The sequence below is a fragment of the Neptunomonas sp. XY-337 genome (genome assembly GCF_004959845.1).
In the GTDB taxonomy this organism is placed as follows: domain Bacteria; phylum Pseudomonadota; class Gammaproteobacteria; order Pseudomonadales; family Balneatricaceae; genus Neptunomonas; species Neptunomonas marina.
In genome coordinates this window covers 1-16,918 of record NZ_SPLL01000009.1, presented here as the reverse complement: position 1 = coordinate 16,918, position 16,918 = coordinate 1, and the positions used below count along the sequence as shown (strand labels likewise).

Here is a 16,918-nt window from a genome sequence, read left to right as displayed (position 1 = left end):
CAGGATAAGTCGATAGGGAGGCGGTCATGAAGCGTCAGGTATTTTATGAAACACTCGAGACGCAGCTCGATGAGCTAAAAGCCGAAGGGCTGTTTAAAGCAGAAAGAGAGATCGCGTCCGCGCAAGCGGCTCACGTGCGGCTCTCATCGGGCGATGACGTCATCAATTTCTGTGCAAACAACTATCTTGGGTTAGCCAACGATGCACGCTTGATTGATGCCGCAAAGCGGGGGCTAGATGAGCATGGTTTTGGGATGGCTTCGGTACGCTTTATCTGTGGCACGCAAGATATTCATAAACAACTGGAGCAGCAGCTCAGCCAGTTTCTAGGCTTGGATGACGCGATTCTTTACTCCTCCTGCTTTGATGCCAACGGCGGACTTTTTGAAACCCTGTTGGGTGAAGAGGATGTCATCATCAGCGATGCGCTTAACCATGCCAGTATCATCGATGGCGTTCGGTTGAGTAAAGCGAAGCGGATGCGCTATGCCAATAACGATATGCAGGCGTTAGAGGAGTGCCTAAAAGCAGCACAGGATGCGCGGGTGCGTTTGATTGCCACGGATGGTGTGTTCTCGATGGATGGAGTGATCGCTAATCTTGCGGCGATCTGTGATCTTGCTGACCAGTATGATGCGCTTGTTATGGTGGATGACTCCCATGCGGTTGGCTTTATCGGAGAGAACGGGCGTGGCTCGCACGAATACTGCAACGTGATGGGGCGGGTAGATATCTTAACCGGTACTTTCGGAAAGGCGCTTGGTGGTGCCTCTGGTGGATACACCGCGGCGAAACAGCCAGTGATCGATTGGTTACGGCAGCGATCACGGCCCTATCTGTTTTCAAACTCACTGGCGCCTGCCATTGTACAGGCTACCCAAACTGCGTTGGCGTTAGTGGAGAGGGGTGAAGGTCTGCGCGAGCAGTTGCAAGATAACAGCCGCTATTTTCGCCAGCGTATGACAGCCGCAGGTTTTACACTGGCAGGTGCTGATCATGCGATTATTCCCGTGATGATTGGTGATGCGGAACTGGCGAGCCGTATGGCAGACCGGCTACTTGACTACGACATCTATGTGATTGGTTTTTCGTTTCCAGTGGTGCCAAAGGGAGCCGCACGTATTCGTACCCAGATGTCGGCAGCTCATACTCGCGCGCAGCTTGATCAAGCGATTGACGCCTTTATCCGGGTGGGGCGTGAGCTAGGGGTTATCCAATGAAAGCGCTTGCCAAACTGAAAGCTCAGCCAGGTATCTGGTTACACGACACTGAGAAACCGGCGCTTGGACACAACGACCTGCTGATCAAAATTCGTAAAACAGCGATCTGCGGGACCGATGTTCATATCTACAACTGGGATGAATGGGCACAAAATACCATTCCGGTGCCGATGACCGTTGGTCACGAATATGTTGGTGTTGTGGAGGAGGTCGGCTGTGAGGTGGAGGGCTTTGCGATCGGCGATCGAGTCTCCGGTGAGGGGCATATCACCTGTGGACACTGCCGTAATTGTCGCGCAGGCCGCCGTCATCTATGCCGCAACACCCAAGGTGTGGGTGTTGATCGCCCGGGGGCCTTTGCCGAGTACTTGGTTATTCCTGCCATTAATGCCTTTAAGATCCCCGACAATATCTCTGATGATCTTGCGGCTATCTTCGACCCCTTCGGCAATGCCTTACACACCGCTTTGTCGTTTGATCTGGTGGGTGAAGATGTACTGATTACCGGTGCTGGCCCCATCGGGATTATGGCTGCTGCAGTAGCCCGCCATGTGGGGGCTAGGCACGTTGTGCTCACCGATATTAACGACTATCGCCTAACACTCGCTCAGCAGGTTGATCCGCGTATTCATATTGTTAATGTTGCGCAGGCGTCGTTGGCGGATACGATGCAACAACTTGGCATGACTGAGGGCTTTGATGTGGGGCTTGAGGTGTCGGGGGCGCCGCACGCGTTTCGTGAGATGCTTAATCGTATGAATCATGGTGGCAAAATCGCCATGCTCGGCATTCCTGCTGCTGATATGGCCATCGACTGGTCTGAGGTTATCTTTAAAGGCCTAATACTCAAAGGTATCTATGGGCGAGAGATGTTCGAAACCTGGTACAAAATGGCCAGCGTGATTCAATCGGGGCTAGATTTAACACCGGTCATTACACACCATTATCCAGTTGAGCAGTTTCAAGCAGGCTTTGATGTGATGCGCTCTGGCCAGTCAGGTAAAGTGATCTTGAGTTGGTAGCTACGGGCGGCCTTTATGGACCACCAAAAACGCACGTAGAATGTCTTGTCCACGGTTTTCGATACGGTGGGCAATATCTGCAGGATAGCGCAACGTATCCCCCACTTGAGCATCGGTGTATACACCTCCATCGAGGGCGACGCGTGCTTGCCCTGCTATCACCGAAAGGTGCTCGCGAGTCCCGTGAATATGGGCCTCAGAGCACAGTTCACCACCAGGCTGCACAATCAGCTCATACCACTCCACATCGCTTGCCATATCCACAGGGTTAAGCGCGACGAGTTCGCACTGCTGATCTTGGCTAAGCAAGCGAGGTGTCGCTATGGCCTCTTGGCGCTCGATGCGCGGCCCCTCTGCTTGGCTTTGTGCCGCTAGCTGATCGATTGATACGCCCAGTGCTTGGGTAATATTCCATAGCGTGGTGAAGGTTGGGTTGGCGTTACCACGCTCAATCTCCGACAACATAGAGCGAGAAACATTGGAACGCTCAGCCAACTGCGCCAAGTTTAGTCCCAGTGCTTTACGGCGTTGTTTCATCGCGGCACCGACATTGGGTGTAGCAGCGTGCTTCACAATAACTCCTTAACGCATCCATCAGACTCGCGCCTAGTGTAGCGCACTATGGATGGGGGTGGACTATCTCGGTTTCGCTGCTTGAAGTTTGATCAGCATGACCGCATATATCTATTAGGAAAGCAGCTGTGCCGAATGCGGGCAGCGACATTAACGTAGGAGATGAAGATCTATGCGACAAGATAAACTCACACCCAAACTACAAGAAGCACTGGCCGATGCGCAGTCGCTTGCAGTTGGGAAAGATCACAACTATATCGAGCCAATCCACCTATTGGCAGCGTTCTTACAGCAGCAAGATGGCGCGGTACGCCCGTTGCTGCCTCAAGCCGGCGTTTCGTTACAAAGCTTAACCACAAAGGTCGCTGAAGCGCTGACGAACTTACCCGTCGTGCAACATCCCGATGGCGATGTGCAGATCTCCCGCGAGATGGGAAAGCTGCTCAACAATGCCGATAAATTGGCCCAGAAACGTGGCGACCAGTTCATTACCGGCGAGATCGTTTTGCTCGCGATGCTCGACGACAAGAGCGACTGTGGCCGGTTGTTAAAGCAAGCGGGTCTTACCAAAGCCACGCTAGAGCGCGTGATTGATGCGGTGCGTGGTGGTGAAAGTGTTGCCGATGCAAATGCTGAGTCAAACCGCCAAGCACTGAACAAATATTGTATTGACCTGACTGAGCGTGCGGAGTCTGGCGCGTTGGACCCGGTGATTGGGCGCGATGATGAGATCCGCCGTACTATTCAGGTGTTGCAGCGCCGGACCAAAAATAATCCTGTGCTGATCGGTGAGCCGGGTGTCGGTAAAACGGCCATTGTTGAAGGGCTCGCGCAGCGGATTGTGAATGGCGAGGTACCCGAGGGGCTTAAACGTAAACGCGTGCTCTCTCTGGATATGGGATCGCTGATCGCGGGTGCTAAGTTCCGTGGCGAGTTTGAAGAGCGTCTAAAAGCGGTACTTAACGAACTTGCCAAGCAAGATGGGCAGGTCATTCTATTTATTGATGAGCTGCACACCATGGTCGGTGCAGGTAAGGGCGAGGGGGCGATGGACGCTGGCAATATGCTCAAGCCCGCCTTGGCGCGGGGCGAGTTGCACTGCGTTGGCGCCACCACGCTAGATGAGTATCGCCAGTATGTCGAGAAAGATGCAGCGCTGGAGCGTCGGTTCCAGAAGGTGCTGGTGGATGAACCGTCCGAAGAGGACACCATCGCGATTCTACGAGGCCTAAAAGAGCGCTACGAGATTCACCATGCGGTAGATATTACCGACTCTGCAATCATCGCTGCGGCAAAACTCTCCCAGCGCTATATTACGGATCGCCAGTTGCCTGATAAGGCGATCGATCTCATCGATGAAGCAGCATCGCGTATCCGTATGGAGATGGACTCTAAGCCAGAAGAGATGGACCGTTTAGAGCGTAAACTCATCCAGCTCAAGATGGAGCGCGAGGCGTTGCGCAAAGAGAAGGGCAGTGCCGCGAAGCAGCGTTTAGCCGAGCTGGAGAATGCGATCACTGAGCAAGAACGTGCTTATGCAGAGCTGGATGAGATCTGGAAGTCAGAGAAGTCGGTGATGCAGGGCTCCCAAAAGATCAAAGAGGAGCTAGAGCAGGCGCGTATCGAGTTAGAGCAGGCACAGCGTAGTGGCGATCTAGCGAAAGCGGGAGAGCTGCAATATGGCCGTATCCCTGAGTTGGAAAAGCAGCAAGAGATGGCGCATCAAGCCGAAAGCTCAGATCAGGAAACAAAGCTGCTGCGTAACCGCGTAGGTGAGGAGGAGGTTGCCGAAGTTGTTTCGCGCTGGACCGGTATTCCGATTAGCAAAATGCTCGAAGGCGAGCGGGAAAAACTGCTGCGGATGGAAGATGCGCTGCACGAGCGCGTGATTGGCCAAAGCGAAGCGGTTACTGCGGTGGCGAATGCCGTACGACGTTCACGCTCTGGTCTGGCTGATCCCAATCGTCCGAACGGTTCGTTTCTGTTCTTGGGTCCAACGGGTGTGGGTAAGACTGAGTTGTGTAAAACCTTAGCGAGCTTCCTGTTTGATACGGAAGAGGCGATGGTGCGTATCGATATGTCGGAGTTTATGGAGAAGCACTCTGTTGCCCGCTTGATTGGTGCCCCGCCGGGTTATGTCGGCTATGAGGAGGGCGGCTACCTGACCGAAGCGGTGCGTCGCAAGCCTTACTCTGTGCTGTTGCTCGATGAGGTGGAGAAGGCTCATCCCGATGTCTTCAATATCCTGTTGCAAGTGCTCGAAGATGGCCGATTAACGGATGGCCAAGGCCGAACCGTGGACTTTAGAAATACCATTGTAGTGATGACCTCGAATTTGGGTTCAGACCTGATTCAAAACTTCAGCGCCGATGATGACTATGAGCTGATGAATAAAGCGGTGATGGAAGCCGTTGGCAGCCACTTCCGACCTGAAGTGATCAACCGGATCGACGAGGTGGTGGTGTTCCACAGCTTGCAGAAAAACCAAGTGGCAGGCATCGCGAATATTCAGCTTGATCGTTTACGTAGCCGCTTAGCGGAACACAGCTTGGCGCTCACGTTGACACAAACGGCCTTGGAAAAGCTGGTGGATGTGGGCTTTGAGCCTATCTACGGTGCGCGACCGCTCAAGCGGGCGATACAGCAGTGGATAGAAAACCCGCTGGCACAAGCGCTGTTGGCTGGGCGCTACGCGCCGGGTAGTGAAATAGTGGTTGATGTGGAAGCAGGAGAGTTTGTCTTCCGCTAGCGGCCATTTACCTCAACAGAGGCTCACCTTCGGGTGGGCCTCTTTGCGTTTTAGTTGGCGCACTCGCAAAGCGTAACCTATGTTTAGTGGATTGTAGTTTGCGTGATTGATGAGAGTAGTCGATGGAAAATCTGAAAGTCATCGTAGTCGATGATGCGAAGTTTATTTGTGAACATGTCACCAAAATAGTGAACGAAGCCTTTTTAGGCGCGAGAACTCAAGCGGCATACAATGGCAAGGAAGCGGTCAAACTGATGAGCGCAGAGACTTTTGACATTGTGCTCTGTGATTGGGAGATGCCGGAGATGAGTGGCCTAGAGCTGCTTAAGTGGACGCGCGCGCAGCCTCAATATCAAACCACGCCGTTCCTGATGATCACCAGCCGGGGAGAGCGCTCTTATGTGCTTAAAGCGATCCAAGCGGGTGTGAATGATTATTTGGGGAAACCCTTCACAGCAGATCAGCTCGTAACAAAAGTGCATAAGCTACTGGGCCAACCTCAACAAGCGCCAGATGCCGCAAAACAAGCCAAAGCAGGGCGTGTTTTGGCACAGGATAAACTGAAAGCAACGGGTACTCAAAAGCATGTTGCGAAGCCCAAAGGGATGGCACAGCTGCGTACCGGCGGACAAGTTTTCAAATGTGCCGTGAAGGATCTGAGCTTAAAAGATGCATTGATCGTCATTAAGAACGAAGGTAACTACCCCAGCGTACTGGAATCGGTGGTGGTGGATATCGAGGCGTTATCTGGTGATAGCGTGGCCCAAATGAATGGCTTTATTCAAAGCTTACAGGCGGTTGAGCCGCGTGTAGACTCCCCTTTTATCAATATTGTTGTGTCTTTTGTGGATGATGATCCTGATAAGATGGCGCACTTGAGCAAATATATTGAGGCCGTTCGGCGCTAGTGCTTTTGTTGCTGCAGCAAGGCGGCGATAATAGGGCACCTCAAACAAACCTTAGGAGCAGCGGTGCTTAGTTACCAGCATGGCTTTCACGCCGGCAATTTTGCCGATGTACACAAGCATTTTATTTTGTCGTTGATCTTTGCCGCTTTGAACAAGAAGGCTAAACCTTGGAGCTACTTGGAAACCCATGGTGGCGCGGCATGTTATGACTTTCGTTCTGAGCAAGCGCAAAAAACAGCTGAGTATCGCGATGGTATCCTGAAAATTTGGCAGCAGTCGGAAACCCCCGAAGCACTAGCTCCCTATCTAAATGAAGTGAAGGCCTTAAACGGGAACGGTAACCTTGCGCTCTATCCCGGCTCGCCTCAGCTGGCTGCCCAGTTTGCGCGTGAGGGCGATAAAGTCGCCATTATGGAGCTGCACCCTGGTGAATATCGGCAGATAAAGCAGCACTTTAGTCGTAATGGGCAAGTGGCGGTGCATCATCGTGATGGTTACGAAGGGGTAAGCGCGTTATTGCCGCCGAAGCCCAATCGGGGGCTGGTATTGATCGATCCGGCCTACGAAGTGAAAGCTGAATATCTTCAGGTTGCCAAGTACATAAAAGATGCGCAGCAACGTTGGCCAAATGGCAGTTTCGCTATCTGGTTTCCGCTTCTAAAAGCTGGGCAGCATCAAGCGATGATCGATAAAATCGTCGCATCAGGTATTCGGCGCATCTTTTTGTCGGAGTTTTTTGCTCAACCGAGTGACTCTGCACGCATGTTCGGTAGTGGCATGCTGCTGATCAACCCCCCGTGGCAGCTTGATCAGCAGATTGCGAGCGTCACCCCATGGCTGGCACAGAGATTAGCGATGGCAGGAGCAGAAAAGCCACGTGAGACGTGGCTTGTGCCGGAGTAAGGTGCTTAGTAGAGGGCCTGTTCATCCTTGACGATATCAATCAACAGCTCTAGGAACAGGTCGTCTGCATCGCTGTGCTCGATAGGGATCTTCACGTTGGTGGTGGCAGATAGCTCTTCGCCAATAAGCTGCAGCGCGTTAGGCTCGTTTTGATGCTTGCGCGCAATATCTTTGGCAATTTGGCAGATCTCTGGTTCAGCAAAGACTTTGCGGATAAATAGCATCAGCTCGTTAATCACGCGCTCTTTGTTCTTTAAACTTGAAACATTCATTGCAGTATTCTCCAGCTACTTTCAGCAACCAATATAACTCGACTTTAGTTGAGCTGCATCTGCCAAATAGCCTATCTCGTGAGGTCAGCCCTGTTTATGCGGCTTTTGGCCCATTTTTTCTCCTACCAAGGTTCGCTTTGCTGCGGTTGAACAATAAATAGCAAAGTGGGAGAATATTGCCTCTTTTCTTCGCCCGTTTATGGTAGGCAACCCCGAACTAAGCGGCGAAACTAAGCACTACCCAGCTTAAGTCTCAGAAGGTCTGCCGGTACAAGCGATCCTTGACCAGCATTCATCCGAACATGGGCCATATGCACGGTGTGCTGTTGGCTTTATTCGTGTCTGTATTAACAAGATACCGAACACAGAACATGTTCAATTTGCAGAGTCTCTGAACTGTTCACTGCCGACGTGTAAGTCGGTGTCGATTTGAGGGTAAAAAAGTGGAATTACTATCAGGCGCAGAAATGGTTGTTCGTGCTCTCCGCGATGAGGGTGTGAAATATATCTATGGCTATCCCGGCGGAGCGTTGCTTCATGTCTATGATGCAATCTTCCAGCAGGACGAAGTCGAACATATTCTGGTGCGCCACGAGCAAGCTGCAACTCATATGGCGGATGCTTACGCGCGTGCTACCGGAAAAGCTGGTGTCGCGCTAGTGACATCTGGTCCCGGAGCGACTAACGCAGTCACCGGTATTGCTACGGCTTATATGGACTCGATCCCTATGGTCGTTATCACAGGTCAGGTGATGAGCCACCTGATTGGTGAAGATGCTTTCCAAGAGACGGATATGATTGGTATCTCCCGTCCAGTGGTGAAGCACAACTTTAGCGTGCAGCGTGCAGAAGATATTCCAGCGGTGATCCGTAAGGCGTTCCATATTGCGCAAACAGGTCGTCCTGGTCCGGTTGTTGTTGATATTCCAAAGGATATGACAACGCCAACTGATCGTTTTGAGTACGTCTTCCCGAAAAGCGTCAAAATGCGCTCTTATAGCCCAGTGACAAAAGGTCACAGCGGCCAGATTAAGAAAGCGTTTGATCTATTAATGGCAGCGAAGCGTCCGGTGATTTATTCCGGCGGTGGCGTCATTATGGGTGATGCATCAGATGAGCTGACAACACTAGCTAAGACGTTGAACTTCCCAGTGACCAATACATTGATGGGCTTGGGCGGTTACCCAGGCACGGACCGTCAGTTTGTCGGTATGTTGGGTATGCACGGTAGCTATGAAGCGAACATGGCGATGCACCATGCGGATCTGATTCTGGCGATTGGCGCGCGCTTTGATGATCGTGTTACCAATGGCACAGACAAGTTCTGTCCGACTGCTAAGATCGTTCACATCGATGTAGATCCTGCATCTATTTCGAAAACCATTCGCGCGGATGTCCCGATTGTAGGTCCAGCGAAAGGTGTTATCGAAGAGCTAATGCAGCTGATCAAATCCAGCAAAAAAATGCCGGATGTTGAAGCCCTGGATACTTGGTGGAAGCAGATCGATGAGTGGCGTACGCGTCACGGCGGTCGTTACCGTATCGATGACTCTGAGCTGATGAAGCCGCAGCAAGTTATCGAGATGCTAAGCAAGGTCACAGGTGGTGATGCGTTTGTTTGTTCAGACGTAGGCCAGCACCAGATGTTCGCGGCACAGTACTACAAGTTCAACAAGCCAAACCGCTGGATCAACTCAGGTGGTCTTGGCACAATGGGCTTTGGTTTGCCTGCGGCGATGGGCGTTAAGCTGAACTTCCCTGATGCAGACGTTGCGTGTGTCACAGGTGAAGGTAGTATCCAGATGAATATTCAGGAGCTATCGACCTGTAACCAATATGACCTGCCGGTGAAAATTATCTGCTTGAACAACCAGTCTTTGGGTATGGTTCGCCAATGGCAAGATATGAACTATGAGTCTCGCCATTCGCAGTCTTACATGAAGTCGTTGCCTGACTTTATTAAGCTGGCGGAGTCGTATGGTCACATCGGTATGAAAGTTGATCGTTACGCTGATCTGGAAGCTGCGATGACTGAAGCCTTTGCGCTGAAGGATCGTCTGGTCTTTATGGATATCGCGGTTGACCCGTTTGAGCATGTCTACCCGATGCAAGTACCGCGCGGTTCTATGCGCGATATGTGGTTAAGCAAGACGGAGAGGACATAATCATGCGTCATATTATTTCTGTTCTTCTTGAGAACGAACCGGGTGCTTTGTCGCGTGTTGTTGGTCTGTTTTCGCAGCGTAACTTCAACATCGAGTCATTGACCGTTGCTCCTACGGATGACGAAACCTTATCGCGCCTCACGGTAACAACGGTGGGTGATGATCGCGTGATTGAACAGATCACTAAGCAGCTAAATAAGCTGATTGATGTGGTTAAAGTGGTTGACCTCACAGAGGGTGAACACATCGAGCGCGAGCTAATGATGATTAAGTTCAAAGCATCTGGCGCGTTCCGTGCTGAGGTGAAGCGAACAGCGGATATCTTCCGCGGTCAAATCATCGATATCACGCCGAACACTTACACCGTGCAGCTAGTGGGCTCTAGCGCTAAGCTGGATGCGTTTATTGAATCACTCGGTACCGCCTCTATTATGGAAGTGGTGCGCTCCGGTGTATCTGGTATCGCACGCGGTGAAAAGGTGTTGAGCATCTAATCACTGAAAACTATCAACAAAAGCCGCTCATTGAGCGGCTTTTTTTTGCCATCATGGCGGGAGAAAGAGCGTAACATGAGCTATGCCGCTATTCTGTTTGATCACGACGGAACACTCGTAGACTCTGAGGGTACACATTTAACACTATGGCGTGAGGCTATCGCTCCATTCGGAGCGACGATAACTGGCGATGAATACTGGCAACGGTTGCTGGGCGTGCCCGCAGAGCAAAACGCGGCTGACTTGATTCAGCTGCGCCAATTACCAACAACTGTGCCAGACCTAGTGGCCACCAAGGAGCGCCTAACCCAAGCGTTTCTGGCCAGTAGCTACTTTCCGGCGATGGATAGCGCGGATGCACTTGTACGCTTTGCTGCTCAACACCTCCCCATTGCTCTGGTAAGTGGCTCCCAAGGGTTTTGTATCGAGGCATCGCTGCAAGGACATCGCTGGAAGGAACTCTTCACCGTGGTCGTGACGGCAGACGATGTGACGCGTAACAAGCCAGAACCTGATAGTTATTTAATGGCGCTTGATCGGTTGAATGTTGCCGGACGCCCCTGTATCGCGATAGAGGATACGCAAAGTGGTGTGAGGGCAGCGCTGGCCGCTGGGCTTGATGTCGTTGCAATTCGTAATAGCCACTCTGCGCAGCATGACTTTTCAGGTGCAACATATGAAGTCCCCCACTTAGCTGCTGCGTTTGCACTGTTAAAACCACTGATTGAACAGGAGTAGAAGATGCAACAACCTTTCAGCGTGACGCTCAAAGTGCGTGATTATGAGCTGGACATGCAAGGCATCGTTAACAATGGTGTGTACTTTAACTATCTCGAGCATGCGCGGCATGAGTTCTTGTTAGCAAAAGGCATCGACTTTGCTGCATTAACAGAGCAGGGCATTCATCTGGTCGTTATTCGCTCCGAGCTTGACTATAAGAGCTCTCTGAAAAGCGGTGATGAATTTGCTGTGCAGGTGGCGGTGGAGCGTATCAGCAAAGTGAAGTTTGGCTTTCGCCAGCGGGTGGTGCGCCTAGCAGATGAAAAAATCTGCGTGGAAGCACTGGTTATTGGCACGGCGTTGAATGAGCGTGGGCGGCCTTATCTATCGCCAGATATTGAAGCGCTGTTTGATGGTGCATAGCCCCTCGATCACTTAGCGGTCAGAAGCAGCGGGTATTCATTGTGTCTTTGAAAGGTAAAACAGGTTGCACTTATATTAGATAAATATAATATATGGGTTGAGTGTAATCTTTACCTAGAGAAGGATATAAGTCATGCCAGTGAACACTGATTTCGTCGGTACTCTGTTCAGCAATCTAGACGATCCGAACAAGATCACCGTTGCGTTTACAATGGGCGTTAAAGCGCTTGAGCAGGACCACTCTGCTACGATCATGCTGATGGTTGATGCAGTGCACCTAGCGCGGCCAAACAGTTTGGATGGTGTTGATATCGGCGCTCCTTTTATGCCGGCGCAAGAGCTACTGGAAGCGTTCATCACCAATGGTGGTCAAGTTGCAGTCTGTAAAGCCTGTATGGTTCACAACGGTGTAGCCGAGGATGAGATCGACTCACGTTTTGTGGTAATTAGTGCTGATGACGTGGTGCCTTTGATCATGAATGCGCAGGGCAGCTTACAGTTAACTTAGTACGCTATCCTGGGTTCTCTAATAACGAATAAAAAGGCCGCACGTAACGCTGCGGCCTTTTTGTATTTCAAGCGCCACTACTGATCTAACACAGACCAAAACGCCTGAATAAGGGGGTGGCGAAGTTTGCGGTTCAGTGCAAATAGGCCGATATGATAGGGCGCTAATTGTGGTTGTACATCGAGAACCTTTACCCGGTCAGCAAGCGGACTATTCTCCAATACGATCTGCGGAACGACCCCGATACCAAAACCGAGACTCACCATGCTCACGATCGCTTCGTTACCGGCAACCTGTGCATAGATTTTGGGCGCTATCTGTTGCTGCTGAAACCAAGCATTCACGCGTTGTCGCGAGACCCCCTCTTCAGACAAGATCATCGGTGCATCGGCCCATTGCGCCGCTTTTTTTGGCACGTCGAAATTGGCCTCTAGTGGCGCGATAAAGAGGAGGGGGGAGATGCCCACTTCGTTGAAGGCGAGTTCATTTGGGATATGGTCAGGACGTGCGGCGATGGCAATGTCCTCTTTATCACTCAGGATGTGCTGAATGGCGTGGTCTGGGTCACCGGTATGTAGCTTGATCTCTACCGCCGGGAAGCGCTGCCTGAAACGATTGAGAATATCGTAGAGGAAGCTGTAACTGGCTGTGACTGAACAGTAAACACTGATCTCTCCGTGCAGCTCTTCTGCCTCACTCAATAATCGTTGGCGCGTGGCATCCCATTGTGACAATGCATCACGTGCATACTGCTGAAATAGCTTGCCTTCATGACTTAGGCTAACGCTTCTGTTGTCACGATAGAGTAAAGTGACGCCTAGCTCCTCCTCCAGCTGCTTTATATTGCGGCTCAATGCGGATGGGCTAATGTGACACAGTTCGCTGGCGCGGCCAAAGTGTAGCGTCTCAGCGAGATGAAGATAGTTTCTGAGAGTGCGAGTATCCATAGCATTAGTATTGCATAAATCGCAATACATTGATGCTAATATTTCAATTTACGCAACTTTGCATATCGACTATCTTTGCACCATCGAATCAACGGATTCGCACAACATTTAATTTTTAGGAGCAAACCATGCAGGTTTATTACGATAAAGATTGCGATCTTTCTATCATCCAGGGCAAAAAAGTTTCTATCATCGGTTACGGTTCTCAAGGTCACGCACATGCGTGCAACCTGCAAGACTCTGGTGTAGACGTAACCGTTGGCCTGCGCGCTAGCTCCTCTTCCCGTGCTAAAGCAGAAGCTCACGGTTTGAAAGTGGCTGACGTTGCTGATGCCGTTGCACAAGCTGACGTTGTAATGATCCTGACGCCAGACGAGTTCCAAGGCCAGTTGTACAAAGAAGAGATCGAGCCAAACATCAAGCAGGGCGCTACTCTGGCTTTCGCACACGGTTTCTCTATCCACTACAACCAAGTTGAGCCACGTGCTGACCTTGACGTTATCATGGTTGCACCTAAAGCACCGGGTCACACGGTACGTTCTGAGTTCGTAAAAGGCGGCGGTATCCCTGATCTGATCGCTATCTTCCGCGACGCGTCTGGCAATGCGAAAAACCTAGCACTTTCTTACGCGATGGGCGTAGGTGGTGGCCGTTCTGGTATCATCGAAACAACGTTCAAAGATGAGACTGAAACTGACCTGTTCGGCGAGCAAGCAGTACTGTGTGGTGGTGCGGTTGAGCTGGTTAAGATGGGCTTCGAAACTCTGACTGAAGCGGGTTACGCGCCAGAAATGGCTTACTTCGAGTGTCTGCACGAGCTGAAGCTGATCGTTGACCTGATGTACGAAGGCGGCATCGCGAACATGAACTACTCTATCTCTAACAACGCTGAATACGGTGAGTACGTAACAGGCCCAGAGGTTATCAACGAGCAATCTCGTGAAGCGATGCGTAATGCTCTGAAGCGCATTCAAGACGGTGAATACGCGAAGATGTTTATCGCAGAAGGCCAGACTAACTACCCATCCATGACTGCACGTCGTCGTAACAATGCTGCGCACCCAATCGAAGAGACTGGTGAGAAGCTGCGTGCAATGATGCCTTGGATCGCGGCAAGCAAAATCGTAGACAAAGAGAAAAACTAAGCACCCATCTTAGTTGCTCTTAAAAAGCCTCTGTTGTGAAACAGGGGCTTTTTTGTTTCTGATGAGCGTTAGGGTGAGTCTTCGTTGATGTTAAGTGTTGCTGTGTTTGACCTGCGTAGTTGGAGTTGTCGGTCAACGGTATCGGAGCTGAGTTCTGCGTTGTAGAATACAGTTCCACCATTAGGATGAGCTGTAATGATCGAAGAAAACAAACCCTCAGAAAGCCATCAAGCTAAGCCTGAGCAAAAGAAAGTACATCGTGGTATCTATCTTCTGCCGAATCTTTTTACAACGGGAGCGTTATTTTCTGGCTTCTATGCGGTAATCGCTGGTATGAATAGCCAGTTTGAAGCGGCAGCGATCGCCATCTTTGTCGCGATGGTGCTCGATGGCTTTGATGGGCGTGTGGCGCGGATGACAAATACTTCAAGTGCGTTTGGTGCTGAGTACGACTCATTATCCGACATGGTGTCTTTTGGTGTAGCGCCGGCGTTAGTGTCATTTAGTTGGGTGCTAGGGGATATTGGGAAGATCGGCTGGTTTGCGGCTTTTATCTATGTTGCTGGTGCAGCATTGCGTTTGGCGCGTTTCAATACCCAAATCGGTTCTGTCGACAAGCGTTACTTTATTGGCTTACCGTCGCCTTCTGCGGCTGCCATGATCGCGGGCTTGGTGTGGTTTGGTACCGAATATGAACTCGACCCACAACCTTATGCTTACCTAATCGCTTTCTATGTTGCTGCAGCCGGCGTGTTAATGGTGAGCAATGCACTTTATTACAGTTTTAAAGATGTCGACCTTAAGGGCAAAATTCCGTTCGTTATTTTGGCGGCGATTGTGCTTGTGATTGGTGTGATCTCGATTGAGCCTTCGTTGGCGCTATGGTTGGTCTTCTTAGGCTACGGTCTTACCGGTCCGCTTTTCTGGGTTGTTCGTAAAGTTCGCAAAGTATAACAATTCTATAACAGGGGGAATTTTGGAGCCGCTACCGGTCTAAACTTTCATTGCAAGCTTATGTAATGGAAGCACTATGATCATTAAGAAATCGAATTCGATTAAAAGCTCTGAAATTACTCCTGAGTCTATCTACCGCCAGCGTCGTGCTTTTATGAAAGGGCTGATGGGTGGCGCAGCAGCGCTGACAACCGGCAGTGCCATTGCAGGTTTATCTTATCCTTTCGAAAAAGACTGGCCTACCTACTCAGGTCCAGAATGGATGCGACAACACCTCGCTAATACGCAGCGAAATACCGCTTACACCACCGCCGAAAAGCTGACGCCTTATCCTAACGTGATTACCCACAACAACTTTTATGAGTTCGGTTTAGGTAAGCAAGACCCAAGCCGTCGTGCACAGAAGTTTGTTACAGACCCTTGGTCGGTAGAGGTTGCGGGTGAAGCCAATAAAACCGGTATTTTTACGCTGGAGGATCTGGTGTCACCTCATCAACTTGAGGAGCGTATCTATCGGCTGCGCTGTGTTGAAGCGTGGTCGATGGTGATTCCTTGGGTTGGTATCCCGCTCGCTGATCTCTTAAAGCGATTCGACCCTACGGGTAATGCAAAATATGTGGAGTTCACAACTCTGCTTGATCCCAAGCAGATGCCTGAGCAAGGCGGCTTCTTTAATACATTGGATTGGCCTTATGTCGAGGGACTCAGAATGGATGAGGCAATGCATCCGCTGGCATTCCTCGCGGTGGGAGTATACGGAGAAGCGCTCCCTCCTCAGAATGGCGCGCCACTGCGTTTGGTGGTCCCGTGGAAGTATGGTTTTAAGAGCATTAAGTCGATAGTTAAAATTCGCTTCACAGAGCACATGCCGAAAACAAGTTGGAATATTAGTGCGCCTAGGGAGTATGGTTTCTTCGCAAATGTGAACCCTTCGGTCGATCATCCACGATGGTCTCAAGCAACGGAGCGTCGTTTACCTTCATCTTTGTTCTCGCCTAATATTCTCGACACGACGCCTTTTAACGGTTATGCGGATGAAGTGGCATCGTTATATCGCGGGATGGATCTTAAGCGATGGTTCTAACGCGTGGGCGTGCTGCTCAGTTATGTTTGTGGTGGGGGATCTTCTTAGTTTCTCTAGTGCCTTTGCTTCTACTGGTGTCTCAGGCTTACCAAGGGCGCTTGGGTGCTGATCCAGCAAAAGAGATCGTACTCGAAACGGGGTTGTGGGCAGCAGTATTTCTCTGGTTATCACTGTGGGTAACCCCGCTGCGTAGGCGGATAGGTGTGCGCTGGGTTCTCCGGTTTCGCAGAATGCTAGGGCTGTATGCATTTTTCTACGCTGTGCTACATAGCCTAGCATTTGCAACGTTCATTGCTGGCTGGCGTTTTGACCTTTTAATAAAAGAGATCACCGAGCGGCCTTTTATTATTGTGGGTATGTTGTCGCTATTAGGTTTGGTGCCTTTAGCGGCGACATCAACGAAAAAGATGCAGAAGAGGTTAGGTAAGCGCTGGAGTCGTTTGCATAAAACTGTCTATTCCATCAGTCTGCTCGTGCTTCTGCATATTGTATGGATGGTGAGAGCCAGTTACTTCGATGCTATCGTTTTTGGAGTATTTCTGTTGGTCGCCCTCGGAGAACGATCTCTGTATCGATTCTATCGACCCTAATTTATAGAGATAGCATTTATTGAGCGCCCCACTGGGGCGTTTTTTGTATCTGAAATGGTTGTTTTTTGTTCGGTTTTAAATGGTTTTGTATGTTTTTTAACCGGTTTTGATGTTTTTTTACGTTTTTTATTAAAAAGTTGAAATAAGTGTTGACGGCAGAAGGGAGGTCTCTATAATACGCCTCCACTCGCTGAGGGAGTCACCGAAAGGACGACAAAGACAACGAGTCATAATGAAGATA

Annotated in this window: 17 protein-coding genes; 14 read left to right on the top strand and 3 right to left on the bottom strand. The window is 50.6% G+C overall.

What is annotated here, in order from left to right; all coding sequences use genetic code 11:
- Positions 1-26: 26 nt before the first annotated feature.
- Both E4L36_RS16885 and tdh read left to right on the top strand, forming a co-directional pair.
- Complete coding sequence (locus E4L36_RS16885) at positions 27-1,220, top strand: glycine C-acetyltransferase (RefSeq protein ID WP_136681569.1); 1,194 nt, start codon at positions 27-29, stop codon at positions 1,218-1,220.
- Positions 1,217-2,242 (top strand): L-threonine 3-dehydrogenase, encoded by a 1,026-nt coding sequence (gene tdh / locus E4L36_RS16880; protein ID WP_136681568.1) that lies wholly within the window; start codon positions 1,217-1,219, stop codon positions 2,240-2,242. Before E4L36_RS16885 ends, tdh begins: the two co-directional genes overlap by 4 nt.
- Here the strand turns inward: tdh and E4L36_RS16875 are convergent, their stop codons facing one another.
- Positions 2,243-2,815 carry an XRE family transcriptional regulator gene (locus tag E4L36_RS16875; RefSeq protein WP_136681567.1) on the bottom strand — a complete coding sequence of 191 codons (573 nt, stop codon included), beginning with the start codon at positions 2,813-2,815 and terminating at the stop codon, positions 2,243-2,245. It abuts the gene before it with no gap.
- A 172-nt stretch (positions 2,816-2,987) separates the two neighbouring features.
- Between E4L36_RS16875 and clpB the strand changes: the two genes are divergently transcribed.
- The 3 genes from clpB (at position 2,988) to rlmJ (ending at position 7,375) form a co-directional block, all read left to right on the top strand.
- Positions 2,988-5,564: an ATP-dependent chaperone ClpB gene (gene clpB, locus E4L36_RS16870; RefSeq protein WP_136681566.1), complete on the top strand. Its 2,577-nt coding sequence runs from the start codon at positions 2,988-2,990 to the stop codon at positions 5,562-5,564.
- Positions 5,565-5,686: 122 nt separating this feature from the next.
- Positions 5,687-6,472, top strand: a complete 786-nt coding sequence (locus tag E4L36_RS16865; protein WP_136681565.1) for a response regulator — start codon at positions 5,687-5,689, stop codon at positions 6,470-6,472.
- Positions 6,473-6,535: 63 nt separating this feature from the next.
- Positions 6,536-7,375, top strand: coding sequence for a 23S rRNA (adenine(2030)-N(6))-methyltransferase RlmJ (gene rlmJ, locus E4L36_RS16860; protein WP_136681564.1), 840 nt, complete (start codon positions 6,536-6,538; stop codon positions 7,373-7,375).
- A 5-nt stretch (positions 7,376-7,380) separates the two neighbouring features.
- Here rlmJ and E4L36_RS16855 read toward each other — a convergent pair whose 3' ends face one another.
- Complete coding sequence (locus E4L36_RS16855) at positions 7,381-7,647, bottom strand: hypothetical protein (RefSeq protein ID WP_127695218.1); 267 nt, start codon at positions 7,645-7,647, stop codon at positions 7,381-7,383.
- A gap of 443 nt (positions 7,648-8,090) precedes the next feature.
- Between E4L36_RS16855 and E4L36_RS16850 the strand changes: the two genes are divergently transcribed.
- The 5 genes from E4L36_RS16850 (at position 8,091) to E4L36_RS16830 (ending at position 11,957) form a co-directional block, all read left to right on the top strand.
- Entirely contained in the window at positions 8,091-9,812 is a 1,722-nt protein-coding gene (locus E4L36_RS16850) for an acetolactate synthase 3 large subunit (protein WP_136681563.1), read from the top strand.
- Between the two features lie 2 nt (positions 9,813-9,814).
- A complete protein-coding gene (ilvN, locus tag E4L36_RS16845) occupies positions 9,815-10,306 on the top strand; it encodes an acetolactate synthase small subunit (protein WP_127695222.1) in 492 nt (163 codons plus the stop codon).
- Positions 10,307-10,381: 75 nt separating this feature from the next.
- Complete coding sequence (locus tag E4L36_RS16840; protein WP_136681562.1) at positions 10,382-11,044, top strand: HAD family phosphatase; 663 nt, start codon at positions 10,382-10,384, stop codon at positions 11,042-11,044.
- Positions 11,045-11,047: 3 nt separating this feature from the next.
- Positions 11,048-11,449, top strand: a complete 402-nt coding sequence (locus E4L36_RS16835; RefSeq protein ID WP_136681561.1) for an acyl-CoA thioesterase — start codon at positions 11,048-11,050, stop codon at positions 11,447-11,449.
- 133 nt (positions 11,450-11,582) lie between these two features.
- Positions 11,583-11,957, top strand: a complete 375-nt coding sequence (locus E4L36_RS16830) for a DsrE family protein (RefSeq protein WP_136681560.1) — start codon at positions 11,583-11,585, stop codon at positions 11,955-11,957.
- A 77-nt stretch (positions 11,958-12,034) separates the two neighbouring features.
- On the opposite strand, the gene ilvY is transcribed toward E4L36_RS16830, so the two are convergent.
- Positions 12,035-12,904 carry an HTH-type transcriptional activator IlvY gene (gene ilvY, locus E4L36_RS16825; protein ID WP_136681559.1) on the bottom strand — a complete coding sequence of 290 codons (870 nt, stop codon included), beginning with the start codon at positions 12,902-12,904 and terminating at the stop codon, positions 12,035-12,037.
- 128 nt (positions 12,905-13,032) lie between these two features.
- Here ilvY and ilvC point away from each other — a divergent pair, with 128 nt between their 5' ends.
- The 4 genes from ilvC (at position 13,033) to E4L36_RS16805 (ending at position 16,677) form a co-directional block, all read left to right on the top strand.
- Complete coding sequence (ilvC, locus tag E4L36_RS16820; protein WP_127695232.1) at positions 13,033-14,049, top strand: ketol-acid reductoisomerase; 1,017 nt, start codon at positions 13,033-13,035, stop codon at positions 14,047-14,049.
- Between the two features lie 195 nt (positions 14,050-14,244).
- Complete coding sequence (gene pssA, locus E4L36_RS16815; RefSeq protein WP_136681558.1) at positions 14,245-15,003, top strand: CDP-diacylglycerol--serine O-phosphatidyltransferase; 759 nt, start codon at positions 14,245-14,247, stop codon at positions 15,001-15,003.
- Positions 15,004-15,079: 76 nt separating this feature from the next.
- On the top strand, positions 15,080-16,087 hold the full coding sequence (gene msrP / locus E4L36_RS16810; RefSeq protein WP_136681557.1) for a protein-methionine-sulfoxide reductase catalytic subunit MsrP: 1,008 nt from the start codon (positions 15,080-15,082) through the stop codon (positions 16,085-16,087).
- On the top strand, positions 16,078-16,677 hold the full coding sequence (locus tag E4L36_RS16805) for a protein-methionine-sulfoxide reductase heme-binding subunit MsrQ (protein WP_136681556.1): 600 nt from the start codon (positions 16,078-16,080) through the stop codon (positions 16,675-16,677). The genes msrP and E4L36_RS16805 overlap by 10 nt, the downstream gene beginning before the upstream one ends.
- Positions 16,678-16,918 lie beyond the last annotated feature (241 nt).